At 68.3% G+C, this 20,881-nt stretch carries 19 protein-coding genes and 1 pseudogene; 12 read left to right on the forward strand and 8 right to left on the reverse strand.

What is annotated here, in order from left to right:
* Positions 1–224 precede the first annotated feature (224 nt).
* Positions 225–1,049, forward strand: coding sequence for a DUF2092 domain-containing protein (locus tag E0W60_RS09295; protein WP_135703737.1), 825 nt, complete (start codon positions 225–227; stop codon positions 1,047–1,049).
* A gap of 28 nt (positions 1,050–1,077) precedes the next feature.
* Positions 1,078–1,623, forward strand: a complete 546-nt coding sequence (locus E0W60_RS09300) for a hypothetical protein (RefSeq protein WP_135703738.1) — start codon at positions 1,078–1,080, stop codon at positions 1,621–1,623.
* Positions 1,624–1,670: 47 nt separating this feature from the next.
* Here the strand turns inward: E0W60_RS09300 and E0W60_RS09305 are convergent, their stop codons facing one another.
* Positions 1,671–3,644: an aconitase family protein gene (locus tag E0W60_RS09305; protein WP_135703739.1), complete on the reverse strand. Its 1,974-nt coding sequence runs from the start codon at positions 3,642–3,644 to the stop codon at positions 1,671–1,673.
* Between the two features lie 195 nt (positions 3,645–3,839).
* Here E0W60_RS09305 and E0W60_RS09310 point away from each other — a divergent pair.
* A pseudogene (locus E0W60_RS09310) lies at positions 3,840–4,747 on the forward strand (LysR family transcriptional regulator).
* A 307-nt stretch (positions 4,748–5,054) separates the two neighbouring features.
* Here E0W60_RS09310 and E0W60_RS09320 read toward each other — a convergent pair.
* Entirely contained in the window at positions 5,055–5,915 is an 861-nt protein-coding gene (locus E0W60_RS09320; protein ID WP_240745768.1) for a response regulator transcription factor, read from the reverse strand.
* An 85-nt stretch (positions 5,916–6,000) separates the two neighbouring features.
* A complete protein-coding gene (phaP, locus tag E0W60_RS09325; RefSeq protein WP_167884564.1) occupies positions 6,001–6,396 on the reverse strand; it encodes a TIGR01841 family phasin in 396 nt (131 codons plus the stop codon).
* A 333-nt stretch (positions 6,397–6,729) separates the two neighbouring features.
* Between phaP and E0W60_RS09330 the strand changes: the two genes are divergently transcribed.
* The 5 genes from E0W60_RS09330 (at position 6,730) to E0W60_RS09350 (ending at position 11,872) form a co-directional block, all read left to right on the forward strand.
* Positions 6,730–7,617: a LysR substrate-binding domain-containing protein gene (locus E0W60_RS09330; RefSeq protein WP_133095291.1), complete on the forward strand. Its 888-nt coding sequence runs from the start codon at positions 6,730–6,732 to the stop codon at positions 7,615–7,617.
* A gap of 172 nt (positions 7,618–7,789) precedes the next feature.
* The gene (locus tag E0W60_RS09335) at positions 7,790–8,539 is read left to right on the forward strand and encodes an SDR family NAD(P)-dependent oxidoreductase (protein ID WP_135703742.1); all 750 of its coding nucleotides are present in this window, start codon (positions 7,790–7,792) and stop codon (positions 8,537–8,539) included.
* A gap of 83 nt (positions 8,540–8,622) precedes the next feature.
* On the forward strand, positions 8,623–9,951 hold the full coding sequence (locus E0W60_RS09340; RefSeq protein ID WP_135703743.1) for an MFS transporter: 1,329 nt from the start codon (positions 8,623–8,625) through the stop codon (positions 9,949–9,951).
* Positions 9,952–10,007: 56 nt separating this feature from the next.
* Positions 10,008–10,853: a transketolase gene (locus E0W60_RS09345; RefSeq protein ID WP_135703744.1), complete on the forward strand. Its 846-nt coding sequence runs from the start codon at positions 10,008–10,010 to the stop codon at positions 10,851–10,853.
* Positions 10,850–11,872, forward strand: a complete 1,023-nt coding sequence (locus E0W60_RS09350) for a transketolase family protein (RefSeq protein WP_135703745.1) — start codon at positions 10,850–10,852, stop codon at positions 11,870–11,872. Before E0W60_RS09345 ends, E0W60_RS09350 begins: the two co-directional genes overlap by 4 nt.
* 52 nt (positions 11,873–11,924) lie before the next feature.
* Here E0W60_RS09350 and E0W60_RS09355 read toward each other — a convergent pair whose 3' ends face one another.
* Positions 11,925–12,575, reverse strand: coding sequence for a LysE/ArgO family amino acid transporter (locus tag E0W60_RS09355; protein ID WP_135703746.1), 651 nt, complete (start codon positions 12,573–12,575; stop codon positions 11,925–11,927).
* 74 nt (positions 12,576–12,649) lie between these two features.
* Between E0W60_RS09355 and E0W60_RS09360 the strand changes: the two genes are divergently transcribed.
* On the forward strand, positions 12,650–13,546 hold the full coding sequence (locus E0W60_RS09360; protein ID WP_135703747.1) for a LysR family transcriptional regulator ArgP: 897 nt from the start codon (positions 12,650–12,652) through the stop codon (positions 13,544–13,546).
* A gap of 35 nt (positions 13,547–13,581) precedes the next feature.
* On the opposite strand, the gene E0W60_RS09365 is transcribed toward E0W60_RS09360, so the two are convergent.
* Entirely contained in the window at positions 13,582–14,493 is a 912-nt protein-coding gene (locus E0W60_RS09365) for a LysR family transcriptional regulator (protein ID WP_133095284.1), read from the reverse strand.
* A 129-nt stretch (positions 14,494–14,622) separates the two neighbouring features.
* Here E0W60_RS09365 and E0W60_RS09370 point away from each other — a divergent pair, with 129 nt between their 5' ends.
* Together E0W60_RS09370 and E0W60_RS09375 are read left to right on the forward strand one after the other, a co-directional pair.
* Complete coding sequence (locus E0W60_RS09370) at positions 14,623–15,627, forward strand: Bug family tripartite tricarboxylate transporter substrate binding protein (protein ID WP_135703748.1); 1,005 nt, start codon at positions 14,623–14,625, stop codon at positions 15,625–15,627.
* An 8-nt stretch (positions 15,628–15,635) separates the two neighbouring features.
* Complete coding sequence (locus E0W60_RS09375) at positions 15,636–16,865, forward strand: M20 aminoacylase family protein (protein ID WP_135703749.1); 1,230 nt, start codon at positions 15,636–15,638, stop codon at positions 16,863–16,865.
* On the opposite strand, the gene E0W60_RS09380 is transcribed toward E0W60_RS09375, so the two are convergent.
* The 3 genes from E0W60_RS09380 to E0W60_RS09390 are packed head-to-tail and all read right to left on the reverse strand — an operon-like array spanning position 16,862 to position 20,357.
* Positions 16,862–17,764: a LysR substrate-binding domain-containing protein gene (locus E0W60_RS09380; RefSeq protein WP_133095281.1), complete on the reverse strand. Its 903-nt coding sequence runs from the start codon at positions 17,762–17,764 to the stop codon at positions 16,862–16,864. The two genes, E0W60_RS09375 and E0W60_RS09380, sit on opposite strands and share 4 nt — an antisense overlap.
* 56 nt (positions 17,765–17,820) lie before the next feature.
* Positions 17,821–19,053: a metal-dependent hydrolase family protein gene (locus E0W60_RS09385; RefSeq protein ID WP_135703750.1), complete on the reverse strand. Its 1,233-nt coding sequence runs from the start codon at positions 19,051–19,053 to the stop codon at positions 17,821–17,823.
* Between the two features lie 2 nt (positions 19,054–19,055).
* Entirely contained in the window at positions 19,056–20,357 is a 1,302-nt protein-coding gene (locus tag E0W60_RS09390; protein ID WP_135703751.1) for an MFS transporter, read from the reverse strand.
* Between the two features lie 270 nt (positions 20,358–20,627).
* Between E0W60_RS09390 and E0W60_RS37325 the strand changes: the two genes are divergently transcribed.
* Positions 20,628–20,873 carry a hypothetical protein gene (locus E0W60_RS37325; protein WP_205751606.1) on the forward strand — a complete coding sequence of 82 codons (246 nt, stop codon included), beginning with the start codon at positions 20,628–20,630 and terminating at the stop codon, positions 20,871–20,873.
* The last annotated feature ends 8 nt before the right edge of the window (positions 20,874–20,881 follow it).

The raw sequence follows: 20,881 nt of genomic DNA on the forward strand, positions 1-20,881 counted from the left end.
CCTGGGGTGAATCCGAAATGACTTGCACGGCATTCCGGTCTGGCTCGGCTTCCATCCGCCCGCCGGTACGACCCACTGCACCCCCACTACAACACGGCTTACCGCTCCCACAAAAAGATTCACTTCACTTCCCACCTTCCGTCATAGAAGATTCCCCAGCATCTCCATCTCCGGCCTGAAGCCGCATGCGGCCGGGCGATTGTCCAGTCAATTGGGAGTTCACCATGGCACGCATACCGGCCCTGACCCTGCTTGTCATCGCGCTGGCGGCCTGCAGCAGTACGCCGCCCGCGCCGCCACCCGCAACGCCCGCGTCATCGGCCGCATCCGCCGCGGGACCGGCCGGTAACGTGCAGGCACAGGCGCAACCCCAGCCGAACGCAGTCGACCCTGCAGCGATCCAGGCGCTCAACGACATGGGCAAGTACCTGCAATCCCTGCGCCAGTTCGAGGTCTTTATCGACCTGTCTGGTGAACGGGTGCTGCAGGACGGCCAGAAACTGCAGCACACCGCCATGGCGGACCTGGATGTGCAGCGGCCGGACCGGCTGCGCGCGCTGATGCGCAGCGCGCGCTCGCAGCGCGACCTGATCTATGACGGCAAGCAGGTCACGCTGTATTCGCCCGCGCAGAAGTCGTACTCGCAGGTCAACTTCAGCGACAACCTGGGCGTGCTGGCGCAGCGGCTGCGCGAACGCTTCGGCGTGGAGATTCCGTCGGCCGACCTGTTCCTGTGGGGCACGCCCGCGGCGCCGCTGGACAACATGGAATCGGCGATGAACGCCGGCCAGGACATCATCGGCGGCGAGTTGTGCGACCACTATGCCTTCCGCCAGGGGCAGCTCGACTGGCAGATATGGATCGCCAGCGGCAACCGTCCGCTGCCGCGCAAGCTCGTCATCACCAACCGGGCCGACGAGGCCAGGCCGCAATCGGTCACGCTGTACAAGTGGAACCTCAATCCGAAGTTCGGCAATTCGGCGTTCGCCTTCACGCCGCCCAAGGACGCCAGGAAGGCGGAGTTCGTTCCACTGAAGGCCACCCGGTAACGGGACCATGGACAAAAGGAGCATTGCCATGACCTACACATTCGCAAAGCCGCTCGCAGTGTGCACGGCCGCGCTCGTGCTGGTGGCCTCCGGCTGGACACCGGTGGCCGAGGCCGCCCGCGGTGGCGGCGGGCATGGCGGCGGTGGCGGACCTGCCGCGGGCGGTGGACACGCTGCCGGCGGCCAGCGCGCCGCTGCCGGCGGCGCCAACCGCGAAGCGCGACAGGTGAACAACCAGCGTGCCGACGCGCGCACCAACAACGTCCGCAACACCAGCGTCAACAACGTCAACGCCAACCGCAACGTCAACGTCAATACGAGCCGTAACGTCAACGTGAACGTCGACAGTCATGGCGGCTGCTGCGGCTGGGACAACGATTACCACCCGGTGGCGACGGCCGCTGCGGTCACGGCCACTGTCGCCGTGACGTCGGCGGTGGTGGGTTCCATGGTGCGCTCGGTCCCGCCGAGCTGCGTGCCGGTCAACTACGGCGGCATGGTCTACCAGCAGTGCGGCAGTACCTGGTACATGCCGCAGGGCGCGCAGTACGTCGTGGTCAATCCGCCGTACTGACGACAGGCCTGGGCGCGCCGGCGGGCTACCTCGCCGGCCCGGCGGGCTTACCCATGGCGCCGCTGCAAGTCATGGAATGACACCAGCTCGCCGGCCATCGCACTGGCAGCCACGGTGGGCGGGCTGGCCAGCCACACCTGCCCGGGACCCGAGCGCCCGGGGAAATTCCGGTTGATCGAACTCACTGTCACTTGCCCGGCCCGTTCCGACGAACCCGGGCCGCAGTTGGCGCACGCCCCGCACGATGGCTGCAGGATGCGCGCGCCGACCGCATGGAACGTTTCCATGTAGCCCTGGCGGATGCAGTAGTCCCGGACGTCGGTGGTGCCGAACTGCAGGTAGAGCGTGACATGCGGCGGCAGCCGCAGGCCGCGCTGCACCGCCCAGTGCAGCACCTCGTGGTACAGGTCGAAGTCCTCGCGCTTGCCGGCAGTGCAGGAGCCGCCGTAGGCGATATCCACGCGCACGCGCCGGTCCAGCGCGGCCAGCGGCAAGCCGTTGCCGGGGTCGCCGGGGCGGGCCACCATCGGGCCGAGCGTGCTGCAGTCCAGTTCGATGGTGGCTGCGAAGGCGGCATCGTCATCGCTGCGCATCCACGGCTCGATCACGAAATCGATGCCCCGGCGCTCCCTGAGGAAGCGCACCGTCTGCGCATCCGGCGCGACGATGCCGGTGAAGCCGCCCAACTCGGCGCACATATTGGTCAGCGTGGCGCGTTCGTCGATGGACATCGCGCGCACGACGGGACCGGTGAACTCGAACACCTTGCCGACCCCGGCGCCTGCCTTGATCCCGGCCTGCGCCAGCAGGTGCAGCACCACATCCTTGGCCGTGACGCCAGGCGCAAGTGCCCCGTGGAGCGCGACGCGGATGCCCTCGGGCATGGTCATGCGCACCGCACCCGTCATGAACGCATTGGCCATGTCGGTCGTGCCGACGCCGAAGGCCACGCAGCCCAGCGCGCCGCTATGGGGGGTGTGCGAGTCGGTGCCCACCACGACCTGTCCCGGCAGTGCATAGCGCTCGGCCATCATCGCGTGCGAGATGCCCGCGGCGTGGCTGCCGTCGTCGGTGCGGGACGCTTCCTCTGTGAGCGTGCGGTGGCAACGCAGCTGGTAGGCGTCGACGAACTCCCGCTGTGCCGCGCACATCCGGGCAATGTTGTCGACCAGCCCGCCACGCACATGCGCGGGGCTTTCATTGACGTAGGAGGTATGGTCCTCGAATACCACGATGCGCTCGGGATCCTCAAGCCGCAGCGGCCTGCCAAACGTGGCGTGCAGCATGTGGGCGCACATGCCGGTGTAGTACTCGTGGATAAAGCGCCAGTCCGCGCGCACGAAGATGCCGTCGCCCGGTTGCGGGCCCGCCAGGGATATCGGCGTCACGGGCGTCGCCAGCAGGTGGCGGTGGACGATCTTCTCAAAGAGGGTTTGCGGTGCCGCGGGCGGCGTCGCGGCGGCCGGTTCGACCTTGCCCAGGTATTGCTGGCCGAACTTCAGCAGCCCGCCGCTCAGCAGGATGGCGGCGGCCAGCGCGTCGCGCCCGGCCACCAGCGCTTGCGCGGCGATCGGCTCGCCGGCCTGCAGGCGCGCTAGCAGGCCGAAGTCGGTCGAGGTGAACAGGCCGATGTTGTCGGCGTTCTGTCGGTAGATGCGCTCGAAGCTGCGCGCGATCACCAGCCGGATGCCGGCGAGCTTCTCTGCCGCCGGGCTATGCTCGCGCGACGATCCCTTGCCGTAGCGGTTGCCCGCGACCGTCACCGAGAAGCCGCCCTCGCGGATCGCGCCGGGCGCGACCGGGCAGGTGCCGCCGACCTTGTAGCCGGTATAGGGGTAGCGGCCGAGCTTGTCGTCATAGTGCGTCAGGATCGGCACCGGCGTGATCTCGTCGGTGGACACGTCGTCGCGCAGGGGCCCGGCTTGCTCAGGCGTGAGGGCCTCGCCTTGCAGCTGGCGCGCCATGGCATCCGCCGAGTCGGCGAGGAACAGGATGCGGCCTGCGAAATCTTGGGCGCTCATGCGGGTCTCCAGTGGCATATTGGCGGCACTTTACTGGCTGCATCGCGCCGGCACGAAGCGCTGATCCGGCATGTCTGCTATCTGCGGGTGGCATATCAGGGTTAACCCATGTGTTCGGCGTGGTGCATGCGGCAGGCCTGTGCGCAGGCGTTAGTATTCGGCGACACGCGGCTCGCCGCCGGCATCCTGAAGACCATGCACCGCATCGACCCCGTCAATATCCAGCTGTTCCTGGCCGCGGCACGCGAAGGCTCGATCAAGCGCGCGGCGGAGACCGAACACATTGCGCAGTCGGCGCTAGCCGGCGCATCGCCGAACTGGAGCGCAGCCTTGGGGTGGTGCTGTTCGTGCGTTCGCCCGCCGGCGTGGTGCTGACCGATGCTGGCGCCCGCGCGCTCGAACTGGGCCGCAAGCTCAATGAGGACATCGCCAGCTTCGCGCGCGAAGTGCAGGATCTCGGCGACCAGGTGGCCGGCGTGGTGCGCGTGTCGGCCAGTCCGTCGGCCATCATCGGCTTCCTGCCGGAGCGGCTGCATGCGTTCAAGGCGGCGCATCCGCTGGTCGAGATCGCGCTGTACGAACGTTCCACTGCCGAATCGATCCGCGCCTGCCTCGATGACCGCGTCGACATCGGCATCGGCGTCGCGGCCAAGACGCCTGCTGGGCTGGAGTCGTGGCCGTTCGCCAGCGATCCGCTCAATGTCGTGCTGCCGTCGTCGCACCGGCTGGCGCGGCGCAAGCGCATCCGCTATGCCGAAGTGCTGGAGCATCCGCTGGTGGTGGTGCAGCCCGGCGGCGCGCTCGACCAGGAGCTGCGCGAACAGGCGGCGAACCTGCGCCTGCCGTTCAACCAGAGCGTGACGGTGTCAAGCTTCGAAGCCGCATGCCGCATGGTCGAGGCCGGCCTGGGCATCGCCGTGCTGCCGGCCAGTGCCGGCGCTGCCTATGCCGGCACGCGCGGCTTTGTGCGCGTGCCGCTGGACGAGCCATGGCGCGAGCGGCAGCTGCTGATCTACGCGCCCTACAAGCAGCCGCGGCTGCGCGCGATCGCGGCCATGATCCGCGCGCTCCAGCCAGGCACCACGGAGGCTATGCCGGGCTGAGATAGCCGGTCCAGCGGATTAGCACTCTGCCGCGCAGCGACGCAGCCCTACACTCCGACCCAAGGCCACCGCCCACGGTGCGATTTCAATAAACGGAGACAAGGAATGCGGACAACGCTGTTTCGGCGGGCGTGCCATGCGCTTGCGGGTATCACCACACTGGCCATGCTGGGCGGCCTGCCTGGCGCGGTCAACGCCCAGGAAACCAGGCCGGTCAGGCTGATCGTGCCAACCCAGCCGGGATCGCAGGCCGACGCCGTGGCGCGTGCGCTGAGCCAGCCGCTGGGCAAGCACCTGGGCCAGTCGGTTACAGTGCGGCGCAGTCTTCCGGATCCGCGACAGCCGCACGCGGCACCGGCTTGGTTGTGCTTGCCACGGGCTTCGGTGCCGGTTGCCCAGGGCCGGGAGCCAGGGCCTGTCCCAGACGCGCACCGCGTTGCAGCGCCACATGGACGGCTTCGCCCTTGCTGCGGACGCCGAGCGCCTTGTAAAGGGCGTTGCAATGGCACTTGACCGTCGCCACTGAAACGTTCAGCTGCCGGCTGATGGTCTTGGCGGGATAGCCGCGTGCGAGCAGTACGAGGATTTCGTACTGGCGCGGCGTGAGGCCGAGCGCGTGGGCCTCGCCGGGCGAACGGACGTCGGCCACCGTGTCGTCGTTTGCAGTAAAGGCGCCTTTGGCGCGGCGCTCCGCGTTTCGTCCGGCGCTGCCTTGGCGCATGCCATCGTGCGATGCCGGCGCAGTATCCGGTGCCATATCCGGTTCCAGCGCCGCCCGCCGGCTGAACGGCCTCAGGCTGACCTGGTAGCCGCTGCCGACCAGCCGGATCGCTGCTTCCAGCACATCGGGCTGCACCGATTTCGGCAGGCAACCCACGACGCCCGCCGTGACCTTGTCATCGACCCAGTTCCGGGGCGCGATGTCGCAAAGTACCAGCAGCCGCGCCGCGGGCCAAATCCTGCCGACCTGGCACAGCAGCTGCCATGCAGCCTCCGGATCGTCCGGCAGCCCCAGCACGACCAATGTGATGCCTTCGCCGGCAGCGCAGTGCCCCGCGAGTTCAGCCGGGTCGGCGGTAACGAGTTCGCCGACGGCGTCGACGTTTTCCAGTGTCCTGCGCAACGCCACCCGCAGCAAAGCGTGGGATTCAATCAACAGCACCTTCATTGCACATGTCTCTCTTGCGCGCGGACGCGGCGCCGCGGCCGCGGCAGGGAGCGGCATGCGGCATCGTACGTCCGGCGGCCGTGATTTATGCGGCGGCTCGCGTTGCGACTGGCGACATGGTGGCGTGGCTCAGCCTGGATTGCGCAAGCTCGACCGCTTGCTGGAAGCGGGCCTGCGCTAGCTGGGCAAGCCCGGCCTGCGTTTCGGACGCGATTTCATACAGCTGCCGCGTGTAGGCGCAGGCCTTGTCTGCGGCAACGGGCGTCAGGCCGTTCTGCATGTCGAGGACCTTGCGCAGGTCCCTGCTGGCCAGCAGCGCCTGCATCCGCTGCTGGCTTTCGTCGAAGGCTGCCTGCGCGGTCTGCAGGTTCAGCTCGGCGATCCGCTGGAAGCCGGCAAACAGGATGCTGGAGTAGGCGAAGCAGTCAGCGAAGCCGCTGCCGTGACTGGCAGGGAACTGATCGGGCGCGAAATCGGGCATGCAATGGTTTCCTTGGATCCGCCGGGGCATGGTGCCCGACGACAGGTTTGCGGGTGAACGCACGACCGGAGGAGTGCGTCGGAGGAGGCGCCCGGCGTGCTGCGTTGCATCATTCGCGCCCAATTTTAGAGTAAGCACTCTAAACAATGTGATCCGCAGGCCTAGGGGGATTCCCCGATGGCTTCAGCGTTTCTGTACGATTTTGTTTTTTTCGTTTTCGTTTGGCATTTCGGCCGGCGCGTTCCGGAACACAGCCGCAATGCGCGACGAATGACGGAGGAGATCGGCATAGCGGCAAGTAGAATCGCTGCGACTCCATCCCCTCGACATGCCATGCGGATTCCCCCGGTAAAGGCCATCATCGCTTTCGAAAGCGTCGCCAGGACCAAGAGCGTCAGCCGCGCCGCTGAAGAACTCGGCCTGACCGCTTCCGCCGTCAGCCACCAGCTCAGCAACCTGGAAGAGATCCTGGGCCAGCCGCTGTTCTTCCGGCAAGGGCGCGGGCTGGCGCTGACGTCGGTGGGCGAGCAGTACCTGCGCGATATCACCGGCGTGCTGGCCGATCTCAACCGCGCTACCGAACGCGCCTCGAGCCCGGCCAATATCGAGATCCTGCGCGTCCATTCGAGCCCGAGCTTCGGCCTGATGTGGCTGCTGCCACGGCTAGAATCGTTCCAGGCCGACAATGGCGATATCCAGCTCAACCTGTCGTGCTCGTATGAAGACGTATCGTTCACCAGCGGCTATTACGATGTCGATATCCGCCATGGCTACGCGCACTGGCGCGACCTGCAGGTGAAGACGCTGCGGCGCGAGACGATCGCGCCGCTGGCTTCTCCTGCCTATCTCGAAAAGCATCCGATCCGTACGCCCGAGGATCTGCTGGCGCAGCGGCTGATCTATTCCGAAACGCCGCTGGTGCAGTGGCAACAGTGGTTCGCGCGGTTCGGCGTGCCGGCTTCGCACAAGACCTTCGACTTCAGCTTCGACCGCTCCTACATGTCGCTGGAGACCGCCGCACTGGGCCTGGGCGTGGCGCTGGAAAGCACGCTGCTGGCATCGGTGCAGATCCGCAAGGGCGCACTGATGCCCGTGTTCGACGACAGCCACGCGCTGGAGGTGGGCAGCCACCACGTGGTCTGCCCGGCGCAGAACGCCGGCTTGCCGCGTGTGGCGCGCTTCCTGGCCTGGCTCGACCGCCAGTTGCCGGCGCCGCGCTGAACGCGCGATGCCACATGCGCGGCCGATGAAGTGAACGAGACGGCGCGCTTCGAGGCGACCGTCTGCCGATGTTTGAAAATTTCTCAGCAATAGCTGAGGCAGACCGCGTTGATCGTCAGGCCGCCAGCGACAAAACTCGACACATCCCAAGTCCAATTGCAAGGAGACAAAGATGCTGGTCGAGAACAACGTAGTCATCATCACCGGCGCCGCCTCGCCGCGCGGCATCGGCAGGGCCACCGGCAGGGCCTTCGCCGCGCAGGGTGCCACCGTGGTGATCCTGGACCTGCGCCTCGAAGACGCGCAGGCTGCCGCCGGTGAGCTGGGTGACCGCCACATGGGCCTGGCCTGCGACGTGACCGACAAGGCCGCCTGCGAACGCGCGGCGCAGACCGTGCTGCAGCGCTACGGTCGCATCGACGCGCTCGTCAATAACGCCGGCATCACCCAGCCGGTGCGCACGCTCGATATCCAGGCGACCGACTACGACGCCGTGCTTGACGTGAACCTGCGCGGCACGCTGTACATGTCGCAGGCGGTGCTGCCGCAGATGCGCGAGCAGAAGCGCGGCAGCATCGTGTGCATGTCGTCAGTGTCGGCGCAGCGTGGCGGCGGCATCTTCGGCGGGCCGCACTACAGCGCCGCCAAGGCCGGCGTGCTGGGCCTGGCGCGCGCCATGGCGCGCGAGTTCGGGCCCGACAGCATCCGCGTCAATTCGATCACGCCGGGCCTGATCCAGACCGACATCACCGGCGACAAGCTCACTCCCGAGATGCGCGCCGACATCATCAAGGGCATCCCGCTGGGCCGGCTGGGCAACGCGGCCGACGTGGCCAACGCCTGCGTGTTCCTGGCGAGCGACATGTCCGCCTACCTGACCGGCATCACGCTGGACGTCAACGGCGGCATGCTGATCCACTAAATTCAAGTGAAGCCGCCCGACAGAGGCGCAGCCTTCAACAGCCGGGGCACCGCAGCGCGGCGCCACCAGGCAGGAGACAACCGATGAAGACCAAATACGCGGCTTCGCCCATCGGCGGCGAAGCGACGCTGCACGCCGATTCCGCCACCTTCGAGACCCGCACCTACGCCAAGGTGGTGAAGCGGCTGATCCCGTTCCTGATGCTCTGCTATCTGGGCGCCTACCTGGACCGGGTCAATGTCGGCTTTGCCAAGCTGCAGATGCTGAGCGACCTGCAGTTCAGCGAAACCATCTACGGCCTCGGCGCCGGCATCTTCTTCCTCGGCTACTTCCTCTTCGAAGTGCCGAGCAACGTGATCCTGCACCGGGTCGGCGCCAAGCGCTGGCTGGCGCGCATCATGCTGACCTGGGCGGTGATCTCGGCGTGCTTCGCCTTTGTCACCACGCCAACCCAGTTCTACGTGCTGCGCTTTCTGCTGGGCGTGGCGGAGGCCGGCTTCGCGCCGGGCGTGATCCTGTACATGACGTACTGGTTCCCCTCCGAGCGGCGTGCCAAGGCATTGTCGATGTTCTTCATGGCGATCCCGCTGGCCGGCATCGTGGGCGGGCCGCTGTCGGGCTGGATCATGCATGCCTTCCACGGCGTGGGCGACCTGGCCGGCTGGAAGTGGCTGTTCCTGATCGAAGCGCTGCCTTCGCTGTGCCTGGGCGTGGCCATCCTGTTCTACCTCGACAACGGCATCGACCACGCGCACTGGCTGACTGACGCCGAGAAGGCCCTGCTCAAGCGCAATATCGAGGGCGACAACGTGCACAAGATGGAACACATGTCGATCCGCTCGTTCATGGCGGACCGCCGCCTGTGGCTGATGGCAGCGATCTACTTCTGCGTGGTGCTGGGCCAGTACGGGCTGACCTTCTGGCTGCCGACCATCATCCGCAAGGCCGGCGTCGCCGATCCGCTGTGGGTGGGCATCTACACCGCGCTGCCGTATCTGTGCGCGATCGTGGCGCTGCCGCTGGTGGGCATGAGCGCCGACCGCCGCCGCGAGCGCCGCTTCCACCTGATCGTGCCGATGGTGGTCGCCGCCACCGGGTTTGCCACCTTGCCGCTGCTGGGCAGTGTCAGTGCATCGCTGGTATGCCTGTGCATCGCCGCCGCCGGCATCCTGGCCTCGTCGTCGCAGTTCTGGGCGTTGCCTACCGCGCTGCTGGGCGGCATGTCGGCCGCAGCGGGCATCGCCGCGGTCAACTGCGTGGCCAACCTGGCTGGCTTCTTCTCGCCCGCCATCGTGGGCTGGCTGAACGACCTGACCGGGAAGTCCACCGCCGGCCTGATGTTCATCTCGGGCACGGTTGTCTTCGGCGCGATGCTGGTGCTCCTGGTCCCCGCCAGGTCCGTGAACCGCTGACACCCCCTCTTTGCCGAATTTCTGAAACTCTGATCGAACCGATTGCTGGAGACACCATGCAACAAGCAACCACCGACAAGGCAGTGTCCTTGCGGGAACGCGCCTACCGCATCCGCCGCAACGCCTTGCTGATGGGCGAAGTCCAGGGCCAGGGCTATATCGGCCAGGCGCTCGATATCGCCGACGTGCTCGCCGTGGCCTACTTCGACGCCATGCGCTACCGCCCCGAAGATCCCGAATGGGAAGGGCGCGACCGCTTCCTGCTGTCCAACGGCCACTACGCCATCGCGCTGTACGCGGCGCTGCTTGAGGCCGGCATCCTGCCCGCCGAAGAGCTGGAGACCTATGGCAGCGACGACAGCCGCCTGCCGATGTCAGGCATGGCCAGCTACACGCCCGGCATGGAAATGTCCGGCGGCTCGCTGGGGCAGGGCCTGACCATCGCCGTGGGCCGCTGCCTCGGCCTCAGGCGCAAGGGCTCCGGCAACTTCATCTACACGCTGTTCTCCGACGGCGAGCTGGACGAGGGCGCGATCTGGGAGGGCATCCTGTCCGCCGCGCACTGGAAGCTGGATAACCTGATCGCGATCGTCGACGTCAACAACCAGCAGGCCGACGGCCCGTCCACGCAGGTCATGGCGTTCGAGCCGCTGGTGCCGAAGCTGGAAGCATTCGGCTGGTTCACGCAGCGCGTCGACGGCAACGACATCGACGCCGTGGCTGCCGCCTTCCGTGCGGCGCGCGAACATAGCGGCGCGCAGCCGCGCATGATCATCTGCGATACGCGCATGGGGTGCGGCGTGCCGTTCCTCGAGCAGCGCGAGAAGAACCACTTTATCCGCGTGGATGCCCACGAATGGCAACTCGCACTGCAGGCCCTGGAAGCCGGGAGACAAGCATGAGCAATACCATCGCCACCGCCAGCACCAACACCAACACCAAGCCTAAGCTGAAGACCTCGGCCATGATCGCCTCCATCGCCGGCGAAGGACAGGCCACCCGATCCGCGCCATTCGGCCACGCGCTGGTGGAACTGGGGCGCCAGAAGCAGGACGTGATCGGCATGACCGCCGACCTGGGCAAGTACACCGACCTGCATATCTTTGCGCAGGCGTTCCCCGAGCGCTACTACCAGATGGGCATGGCCGAACAGTTGCTGATGGGTGCCGCCGCCGGCTTCGCGCATGAAGGGGCACAGCCCTTCGTCACCACCTACGCGGTATTCGCCACGCGCCGCGCCTACGACTTCATGCACCAGACCATCGCCGAGGACAACCTCGACGTGAAGATCGTCTGTGCGCTGCCCGGGCTGACCACCGGCTACGGCCCCAGCCACCAGGCCGCCGAGGACCTGGCGCTGATGCGCGCCATGCCCAACATGACCGTGATCGACCCGTGCGACGCGATCGACATCGAGCAGATGGTGCCGGCCATTGCCGCGCACAACGGCCCGGTGTACGCGCGCCTGCTGCGCGGCAACGTGCCGGTGGTGCTGGACGAGTACGACTACAAGTTCGAGCTCGGCAAGGCAAAGCTGCTGCGCGATGGCGCCGAGGTGCTGGTGATCTCGTCGGGCATCATGACCATGCGAGCGCTGGAGGTGGCCAAGGCGCTGGAGAAGGACCGCATCGGCGTGGCGGTGCTGCACGTGCCGACCATCAAGCCGCTCGATACCGAAACCATCGTGCGCGAAGCGAAGCGGCAAGGGCGCCTGGTGGTGGTGGCCGAGAACCACACGGTGATCGGCGGCCTGGGCGAGGCGGTCGCGGCCACGCTGATGCAGGCGGGCACCATGGTGCCGTTCCGGCAGGTCGGGTTGCCCGACGCATTCCTCGATGCCGGCGCACTGCCCACGCTGCACGACCGCTATGGCATCTCGGCGGGCGTGATGGCGCAATCGATCCGCGACTGGATCGCCTGACGGCCGTCTTTCGCATCCCCCATGGTCATTTCCGCTGCCGCGGGAATGACCTTCAGACTCCAGCAACGGCGTGATGCAGCAACAGTGCCGACAGCACGAACATCGTCACGCCGATCAACCCGTCCAGCACGCGCCAGGCCAACGGCCGGGCGAACCACGGCGCCAGCCAGCGCGCCCCGAATCCCAGCAGCCCGAACCAGAACAGGCTGGCCGAACTCGCGCCCGCCACGAACCAGCCGCGCAGCGCCGCCGGCTGCTGCGCGCCGATGCTGCCGACCAGCAGCACCGTGTCGAGATAGACATGGGGATTGAGCAGCGTGAACGCAGCCGCCTGCGCCAGCGCGGCGCCGCGGCTGAGGCCCTCCTGTCCTGCCCCCGCCCGCAGCTGGTGCGACTGGCGCGCGCGCTGCAGGGCTCGCCATCCGTATAGCGCCAGGAACGCGGCGCCGGCCAGCGCCAGCGCGCGCGCCAGGCCGGGGTTCTCGCCCAGCGCCCGGGCCATGCCCATGACCCCCGCTGCGATCAGCAGGGCATCCGCGACGGCGCAGAACAGCACCACGCTGCCGACATGCTCGCGGCGCAGGCCCTGGCGCAGCACGAAGGCGTTCTGGGCGCCGATCGCGACGATCAGGCCCAGGCTGAGGGCCATACCCTGGAGCCAGACAGACAAGGAGAGGGAGGAAGTGGCGAGCGGCGTCATCATGGGGGCAGCTTGCCTGGCCGCGCAGATGAAGACAAACTATCTTTCCTTTATCTGGTTTAGGAAAACTTAAGGCGATGCTGGACTATTCGGCCCTCTCCGCACTGGCCGCCGTGATACGCGAAGGCAGCTTCGAGCGTGCCGCGCGCGCGCTTCATGTCACGCCGTCGGCCATTTCCCAGCGCGTCCGGCTGCTGGAGGAGCGGCTGGGTTGCGCGCTGGTGGTGCGCGACCAGCCTTGCCGCGCGACGGAGACGGGCCGCAGGCTGTGCCAGCACGTCGACCGCGTGCGGCTGCTCGAGCAGGATCTGCAGGGCGCGCTGCCGGCGCTGGCGCCGGAGGGCATCGCACGCGTCGCGCTGCCGATCGCGGTGAATGCCGACAGCCTTGCGACCTGGGCCGCGTCGGCCATTGCGGCCTTCGCCGCGGCCAGCCCCGTACTGATGGAAGTCGCCGTGGACGACCAGGATCACACCACCGAGTGGCTGCGCAGCGGCACCGTGCTGGCCGCCGTGACCGCGACGGCGCGCCCGGCGGCAGGCTGCAACAGCCAGCCGCTGGGGGCCATGCGCTACCTGGCGGCCGCCAGCCCGGCCTTCGTGCGGCAGCATTTTGCCGGCGGCGTGGGAGCCGGCACGCTGGCGAAGGCCCCCAGCCTGCTGTTCAACACCAAGGATGAACTGCAGGTGCGCTGGGCGCGGCGGCTGTGCCATCGGCATGTTGATCTGCCCAGGCACATGCTGCCTTCCTCGCAGGCCTTCGTGACTGCGGCGCTGGCCGGCATGGGCTGGGGGCTGCATCCGCAGTCGCTGATCGCGCAGCATCTCGGCGACGGCTCGCTGGTCGAGCTGGTGCCGGGCACGCCGCTGGACGTGCCGTTGCACTGGCAATACGCGCGCGCCGCGTCCGGCCTGCTCGACGGCCTGAGCCGCGAGGTGCTGGCGGCCGGCCGCGCCGCGTTGCTGGCGCCCTGACTTGGCAGCGGTAAGCCACCGGCGGCGTGCCGGGGTCAGTCGTGCAGGTGCTCGTCCACGAAACGCCGGAACAGCGCCATGCTCGGCGCCTCGGTCCGGCCCGCCAGCGTGAAGAAAGCGTAGCGGGGGCCGTCGTCGACCGCGGGCGTGGTCGCCAGTTCGCACAGCTTCCCCTCGGCGATTTCCGTCCGCACGGCCGCGACGATGCTGAACAGGATCGCGTCCGAGACCAGCACGGCCTCGACCAGGCTGCGCACGTTCTCGCAGCGCAGGCTCAGGCAATGCTCGGGATCGGCGCGCGGGCCGAAGCGCTTGACCAGCCCGCGCGCGACTTCCGGGCTCAGCGGTGCCGACGCCAGCGGATAGCGCATGACATCGTCGAAGGTCACGGCCTCGCCGGCGGCGGCCTGCAGCAGCAGCGGATGGCCCGCGCGGCAGATGAAGCGGCCCTGCAGCTGCGCCAGCAATTCGTGGCGCAGGTCGGTGGCCGGCGCCACGCTGGTGACCTCCACGATGACCGCGTCCAGCGTGCGCTGGCGCAGCTGGATCATCAGCGCGTCGGAAGTGCCGAGCGACACCGCCACCTGTATGCCGGGGTGGTGCATGGCCATGTGGCGCAGGAACGGCGTCATCAGCACCGCGCCGGGGCCAGCGCCCAGCCCGACGCGGATGGCGCCGAGGTGATGGCGGTGGAACAGTTCGACGCTGCGATGCAGCTCGGCTTCCTCGAACAGCATGCGCCGGGCCCGCTCGGCGATCAGTTCGCCCAGCGGGGTCAGCACATTGCGCCGGCCATGGCGGTCGATGAGCTTGCCGCCAAGCTCGTCCTCCAGCGCCTGGATGCTGCGGCTCAGCGCCGACTGGGTCAGGTGCAGCCGTTGCGCGGCGCGGCTGAACGATTCCACGTCCGCGACCATGAGCAGGTGCCGCAGGTGTTTGAGGTGCATCGATGCCTTGTGGATGAGTTTTATGAATAAATTTTAGACGAGTAATGCATTGGACACATAGCGGGCTGGCCGATACGATCCGTCGCACAACACCCACACGAAGCGACGCAAGGCGCCGAGGAGACTGCCATGACCCGAATCCGATTCCAGAACATTGCCCGCCGGCTGCTGCGCGGCGCGGTGGCCGGCCTGCTGTGCGTGGGCCTGGCGCCGGCCCACGCCTACCCCGACCGGCCCGTCACGCTGCTGGTGCCGTTCCCGGCGGGAGGGCTGTCGGACGTGGTCGCCCGCAACCTCAATGCGCCGCTGGGGCGGCAGTTCGGCCAGCCGGTCATCGTCGAGAACCTGGGCGGCGCCGGCGGCGCGATCGCCGCGCAGAAGGTCCTGCATGCGCCGGCCGACGGGCACCTGTTGCTGCAGGCCGGCCCCGGCGAACTGATCACGACGCCGCTGGCGAACGCGGCCATCAAGTACAAGAGCGAGGACTTCCGGCTGGTCCACATGGTCGGCGCGGTCGACCTGGCCATCCTGGCGCGCAAGGACCTGCCGGTGAAGGATGTCGATGAGCTCGCGGCCCATGCCGCGCAGGCAGCACGGGCGGGCAAGCCGCTGACGTATGCCAGCGTCGGCATCGGGTCGCTCTACCACCTGCTCGGGGCGCACCTGTCGCAGACCATCGGCGCGCCGATGACGCACGTGCCTTACAAGGGTGGCGCGCCCGTGATCCAGGACCTGGTGGGCGGCATCGTCGATATCTTTATCTCGCCGTTCGGCAAGCCCGACATCGAGCGCATGCGCACCGGCCAGGTCAGGATGCTGGCGGTGCTGTCGCCGACGCGGCTCGACGCGGTCAGGTCCGTGCCGAGCGTCAATGAAAGCAAGGCGCTGCGCGGCTTCAACTACTCGACCTGGGCCGGTGTCTTCGTGAAGAAGGACACCGCCGAGCCGGTCGTGCAGGCGCTGCACAAGGCGCTGGCGCAGACGCTGGCCGACCCGGCGGTGCGTGCCAGCCTGGATGCCGCGAACCTGCCCGCATCCCGTCCGGCATCGCTGGCGGAAAGCCAGAAGGCGTACCAGCAGAGCATCGACCAGTACCGCGGCATCGCGCGTGCCATCGGCCTGCAGCCGCAATGAAGGACGCCATGCATCCCCTCCTGGAAACGCTGCAAGACAGTGCGGAAGCCTTCGTCGCCATCCGCCGCGATATCCATCGCCATCCGGAACTCGGCTTCGAGGAACACCGCACCAGCGACATCGTGGCCAGCCTGCTCGCCGAATGGGGCTACGAGGTGGAACGCGGGCTCGGCACTACCGGCGTCGTTGGCCGGCTGCGGCGGGGCAGCGGCAGGCGCAGTCTCGGCATCCGCGCCGACATGGACGCGCTGCCGCTGGCCGAAGCCACCGGGCTGCCCTATGCCAGCTGCCATCCCGGCGTGATGCACGCCTGCGGACACGACGGGCATACCGCCATGCTGCTCTGCGCCGCCAGACATCTGGCGCGGCACGGCAGTTTCAGCGGCACGCTGAACCTGATCTTCCAGCCGGCGGAGGAAGGGCTGGGCGGGGCAAAGCGGATGATGGAAGCGGGGTTGTTCGACAAGTACCCGTGCGATGCCGTCTTCGCCATGCACAATGTCCCCGGCACGGCGCCGGGCCGGTTGCTGCTGCGCCAGGGCGCCGCGCAGGCCTCGGCCGACAGCGTGACCATCACGCTCGCCGGCATCGGCGGCCATGCGGCGTTCCCGCACAACGCGGCCGATCCGGTCGTGGCCGGCGCTTCGATCGTGATGGCGTTGCAGACCATCGTGGCGCGCAATGTCGACCCGCTGCAAACGGCGGTGGTCACGGTGGGCGCGTTCCAGGCCGGCACCGTCTCCAACATCATTCCCGCGCAGGCCGTGCTCCGCCTGAGCGTGCGCGCGCTGGACCGCCGCGTGCGCGACCAGCTCGAGCAGCGCATCCGCGCACTGGTCTCCGCGCAGGCGCAAAGCTATGGCGTGACGGCGCGGATCGACTACGCGCGCGGCTACCCGGTGCTGGTCAACACGCCGGCGGAAACGGCGCTTGCCGGCCAGGTTGCGCTGGAGCTGCTGGGGCCCGGCCACGTCGACTGCCAGGCGCCGCCGATCGCGGCGAGCGAGGACTTCGCCTTCATGCTGGATGAGGTGCCCGGCTGCTACCTGTGGATCGGCAACGGCGAGGGGGCCGAGGGGGGCTGCATGGTGCACAACCCCGGCTACGACTTCAACGACGGCAATATACCGGTTGGCGCGGCGTATTGGGCGCTGCTATGCGAGCGCTTCCTGGTGGACCAGCCGTGGCCGGAGCACGTGGAGCACATGGAGAACGCGGCGAACGCGGCGAACGCCTAGGCCGGCCTGCCGCTCTGCTGCACCAGCCATTGCCGGAAGGTGCGCGCGACCGAGGTCTCCACCCGGTCGCGGTGCCATAGCGCGTAGTAGCCGCCGCCGAGCGTGGCGGTGGCCTCGCACGCGCGTACCAGCCGGCCGTCCTTCAGGCAGCCGTCGATCATGTGGCGCCAGCCCAGCACGATGCCGTGGCCTTCGATCGCCAGCTGCACCAGGATCGGGTAGGCGTTCGACACCACCGTATTCTGCACGCGCGCCTTGCCCAGCCCGTTCTGCGCCAGCCACGCCGGCCACGACATCCACTGGCGCTGCGCGTCTTCCAGCACCAGCAGCGTCTCGGCCGGCAGGTCGGCCACGGCCAGCCGCCGGCCGCGCAGGTAGCCGGGCGCGCATACCGGTATCACTTCCTCGTCGTAGAGCCGCTGCGCGGCCAGCCCTTGCGGCGGGCCTTCGCGCAGGTAGTACAGCGCCACGTCGAAACTGGTGTCGACCAGCGACGCCAGCCCGTCGCTGACGAACAACCGCACCTGCACGTCCGGATGCTCGGCGCGGAACTGCGCCAGCCGCGGCGCAACCCACAGCGTGGACACGCCCGACGACGCCGCCACCGTCAGCTCGGTGCTGCCCTTGCGCCGCATCACGCTTTCGGTGGCTTCGGCGCAGTCGACCAGCAGGCGCTGGATCTGCTCGGCGTATTGCTGGCCGCTGACGGTCAGGCTCAGCGCGCGCGGCCCGCGCTCGAACAGTTTCTTGCCGAGGAAGCGTTCCAGCTGCGCCACCTGCCGGCTGATCGCGCTCTGGGTCAGGTGCAGTTCCGCGGCCGCGCGGGTGAAGTTGCCGTGCCGCATGGCCGCCTCGAAGGCGACCAGGCAGGGAAGGGGAGGAAGCGGGGAGATGCGCATGGGGGCGGCCGGAGGTCGGGGAACCAGCCGCCCATCTTAAGGGAAAGCCGGAAGGCTCACCCCTGCCGCGCGTGGATGCGCCCGGCCTGCATGACCAGCGAGATATGCTCGCCCTGGCCGCACAGCAGGCCGATGTCCTGCAGCGGGTCGCCGTCGACCACCAGCAGGTCGGCCAGCGCGCCGGCCCTGACCGTGCCCAGCTCGTCCTCGCGCTGCAGCACCGCGGCGGCGATCGAGGTGGCCGAGCGGATGGTCTCGAGCGCGCCGAGCAGCTCGGCGCGGATGCGGAACTCGTCGGACTGGTAGTGGTGCATCTCGCCCAGCAGGTCGGAGCCGAAGGCCATCGGCACGCCAGCCTCGGCGTAGATCGCCAGCGAGTTGCGGCCGGCCTCGCGCACGGTCTCGATCTTGGCGACCGACTCCGGCGGCAGGCCCAGGCGCGCGCCGTCGCGGGCCAGCGCGTCGTAGGTGACCAGCGTCGGCACCACGAAGGCGCCGTGCTCGCGCATCACGCGCGCCGCCGCGGCATCGACCAGGTTGCCATGCTCGATGGTGCGCACGCCGCAGCGGATCGCCCGCGTGACGGCGCGGCCGGTGTAGGCGTGCGCCATCACGTAGGTCTGCGCGGCTTCGGCCTCGGCCACGATCGCGCGGATCTCGTCCTCGCTGTACTGGGTGTTGCCGATCGGGTCGGTCGGCGAAGCCACGCCGCCCGACGCCATGATCTTGATCTGCGTGGCGCCCTTCTGGATCTCTTCGCGTACGGCCAGGCGCACCGCGTCGACACCGTCGGCGACGCGCGCGATGGCGCCGGCACGGAAGGCGCACGAGCAGGGCTCGAGCACGTCGGCGCGCGGGCGGAAATCGCCATGCCCGCCGGTCTGCGACAGCGCCTTGCCGGACGGGAAGATACGCGGCCCGGGGATCAGCCCGGTGGCGACCGCCTGCGACAGGCCCCAGTCGGCGCCGCCGGCGTCGCGCACGGTGGTGAAGCCACGCTCCAGCATCGCCTTCATGACCGGCATGGCGCGGAAGGCCACCAGCACGTTGGGCTGCACCGCGTTCAGGCCCAGGTTGGCCAGCGACGCCAGCACGTGCACGTGGCAGTCGATCAGGCCGGGCATCACGGTCTTGCCGGCGACATCGATCTGCCGCGCATGCGGCGCCACGATGCCTTGCGCGGAGACTTCGACGATGCGCTCGCCTTCGATCAGCACATCGGCGCGCGGCAGCGCGGTGCCGCGGGCGGGATCCAGGACGTTGCCGCCCTTCAGCAGGATCTGGTTCATGGTCATTGCTTGCGGAGATAGGCCGGTTCGCGCACCAGCAGCGTGCCGGCGAAGCTGATGGCGGCGGCGATCATCACGTAGAACGCGGGCGCCATGGTGCTGCCCGTGGTGGCGATCAGCCAGGTGATGATGAAGGAGGCAAAGCCGCCGAAGATGGTGACCGCCAGGTTATAGGCGACCGACAGGCCGGTCGACAGCACCTTGGCCGGGAACAGTTCGGAGAAGGCCGCCAGGATCGGGCCGGTGTAGCCGGCGATCAGCACGCCGAAGACTAGCTGGAACACCAGCAGCGAGAACAGGCCCGGGACCTGGTTGATGTACACGTACATCGGCCAGGCCAGCACGAAGATCAGCGCGGCCGAGCCCGACAGCAGGATGCGGCGGCCGAAGCGGTCGGCCAGGCGGCCCACCAGCGGCGCGAACACCAGGATCGCCATGCCGCCGACCATGCCGGCGACGAAGCCCGACGACTGCGGCACCTTCAGCACCTTGACGGCGTAGGTCGGCATGTAGAACAGCAGCACGTAGGTGCACACCGTCCACAGGATCACCATCGAGAAGCTGGCGGCGGTCTGGCGCGGGTAGTCGCGCAGCACTTCCTTCAGCGGCGAATCGGTCTTGTCCTTGGTCTGCTGGAACGTGGGCGTCTCATCGAGGTGATGGCGGATGTAGTAGCCCACCGGGCCGATCAGCATGCCGATCAGGAAGGGCAGGCGCCAGCCCCAGCTGTTCAGCGCCTCGGGCGGCAGCGACGAGGTGACGAAGGTGCCGACCGCCGCGCCCAGCAGCACGGCCACGCCGATGCTGGCCTGGATCCAGCTGGAATAGTAGGCACGCTCGCGCTCGGGTGCGTACTCGGTCAGGAAGGCGGTGGCGCCGCCCATCTCGCCGCCGGCGGAGAAGCCCTGCAGCAGGCGCGCGAGCACGATCAGCATCGGCGCGAATGGGCCCACCTGATCGTAGGTCGGCGCGATGCCGATCAGTGTGGTGCCCACCGCCATCAGCAGGATGGTCAGCGACAGCGCCGCCTTGCGGCCGACGCGGTCGGCATAGATGCCGATGATGATGCCGCCCACCGGCCGCATGAAGAAGCCGACGCCGAAGGTGGCGACGGCCAGCAGCAGCGACGACAGTTCGTCGCCGGTGGGGAAGAACAGCCGGGCGATGATGACCGCGAAGAAGCTGTAGACGGTGAAATCGAACCACTCGAGACCGTTGCCGATCACGGTGGCAACGATGGCGCGGCGCCGCTGGCTGGCGCCGATCGGCGCGCTCACGCGGTCAAGGGTTGTGCTGGCTTGCATGTCACTCCACTCCAGGCGACAGATCGGGGGCTAGGGGCTACGGGGATGCCGGGGCGCATCGGTAGGCAAGCCGATGATAGGTGTCGGCCCGATGATAAAAAAAACGATATCTGCGCATGGAGGCATGCGCGCAGCGCATGGCGGGGCGGGCGAAGCGGGCGGGGGATCACGGCAAAGCCGCGCCGGGCCAAGGCTGGCGGGCAGCGGGGCGCAAAGCCTTGTGCCGCGCCGCCGGCAAGGGCAAGGCATCGGATATCAGGGTTTGCCCTGATGCCGGCAACAGGGCATGCGCTCCGCGCATGCCTCGGCCCGGGGCGCCGCATCAAACGCTGGCGCGATATCTGGAGCGCGGGGCACTCGGTGTCGGGTGTCGCGCAGGTGGAGTCGGTGGCAGAACTGGTGGCGCGCACGCGGCAGGAATTCGACGCGGCGCGCGCGGCGGCATGCCGGGCGCTGGCGCCGGAGGCTCCTGATTCAGCGCCTGACACAGCGCCCGGCGCGCAACGCCTGGCCTAAGCCGCGGC

This window comes from Cupriavidus oxalaticus, assembly GCF_004768545.1.
Classification (GTDB): domain Bacteria; phylum Pseudomonadota; class Gammaproteobacteria; order Burkholderiales; family Burkholderiaceae; genus Cupriavidus; species Cupriavidus oxalaticus_A.

Bases quoted from the DNA above. Each gene is read 5' to 3' on its own strand.
- E0W60_RS09295 (WP_135703737.1), top strand. From the start codon at position 225: ATGGCACGCATACCGGCCCTGACCCTGCTTGTCATCGCGCTGGCGGCC.
- E0W60_RS09300 (WP_135703738.1), top strand. From the start codon at position 1,078: ATGACCTACACATTCGCAAAGCCGCTCGCAGTGTGCACGGCCGCGCTC.
- E0W60_RS09305 (WP_135703739.1), bottom strand. From the start codon at position 3,644: ATGAGCGCCCAAGATTTCGCAGGCCGCATCCTGTTCCTCGCCGACTCG.
- E0W60_RS09320 (WP_240745768.1), bottom strand. From the start codon at position 5,915: ATGAAGGTGCTGTTGATTGAATCCCACGCTTTGCTGCGGGTGGCGTTG.
- phaP (WP_167884564.1), bottom strand. From the start codon at position 6,396: ATGCCCGATTTCGCGCCCGATCAGTTCCCTGCCAGTCACGGCAGCGGC.
- E0W60_RS09330 (WP_133095291.1), top strand. From the start codon at position 6,730: ATGCGGATTCCCCCGGTAAAGGCCATCATCGCTTTCGAAAGCGTCGCC.
- E0W60_RS09335 (WP_135703742.1), top strand. From the start codon at position 7,790: ATGCTGGTCGAGAACAACGTAGTCATCATCACCGGCGCCGCCTCGCCG.
- E0W60_RS09340 (WP_135703743.1), top strand. From the start codon at position 8,623: ATGAAGACCAAATACGCGGCTTCGCCCATCGGCGGCGAAGCGACGCTG.
- E0W60_RS09345 (WP_135703744.1), top strand. From the start codon at position 10,008: ATGCAACAAGCAACCACCGACAAGGCAGTGTCCTTGCGGGAACGCGCC.
- E0W60_RS09350 (WP_135703745.1), top strand. From the start codon at position 10,850: ATGAGCAATACCATCGCCACCGCCAGCACCAACACCAACACCAAGCCT.
- E0W60_RS09355 (WP_135703746.1), bottom strand. From the start codon at position 12,575: ATGATGACGCCGCTCGCCACTTCCTCCCTCTCCTTGTCTGTCTGGCTC.
- E0W60_RS09360 (WP_135703747.1), top strand. From the start codon at position 12,650: ATGCTGGACTATTCGGCCCTCTCCGCACTGGCCGCCGTGATACGCGAA.
- E0W60_RS09365 (WP_133095284.1), bottom strand. From the start codon at position 14,493: ATGCACCTCAAACACCTGCGGCACCTGCTCATGGTCGCGGACGTGGAA.
- E0W60_RS09370 (WP_135703748.1), top strand. From the start codon at position 14,623: ATGACCCGAATCCGATTCCAGAACATTGCCCGCCGGCTGCTGCGCGGC.
- E0W60_RS09375 (WP_135703749.1), top strand. From the start codon at position 15,636: ATGCATCCCCTCCTGGAAACGCTGCAAGACAGTGCGGAAGCCTTCGTC.
- E0W60_RS09380 (WP_133095281.1), bottom strand. From the start codon at position 17,764: ATGCGCATCTCCCCGCTTCCTCCCCTTCCCTGCCTGGTCGCCTTCGAG.
- E0W60_RS09385 (WP_135703750.1), bottom strand. From the start codon at position 19,053: ATGAACCAGATCCTGCTGAAGGGCGGCAACGTCCTGGATCCCGCCCGC.
- E0W60_RS09390 (WP_135703751.1), bottom strand. From the start codon at position 20,357: ATGCAAGCCAGCACAACCCTTGACCGCGTGAGCGCGCCGATCGGCGCC.
- E0W60_RS37325 (WP_205751606.1), top strand. From the start codon at position 20,628: ATGCCGGCAACAGGGCATGCGCTCCGCGCATGCCTCGGCCCGGGGCGC.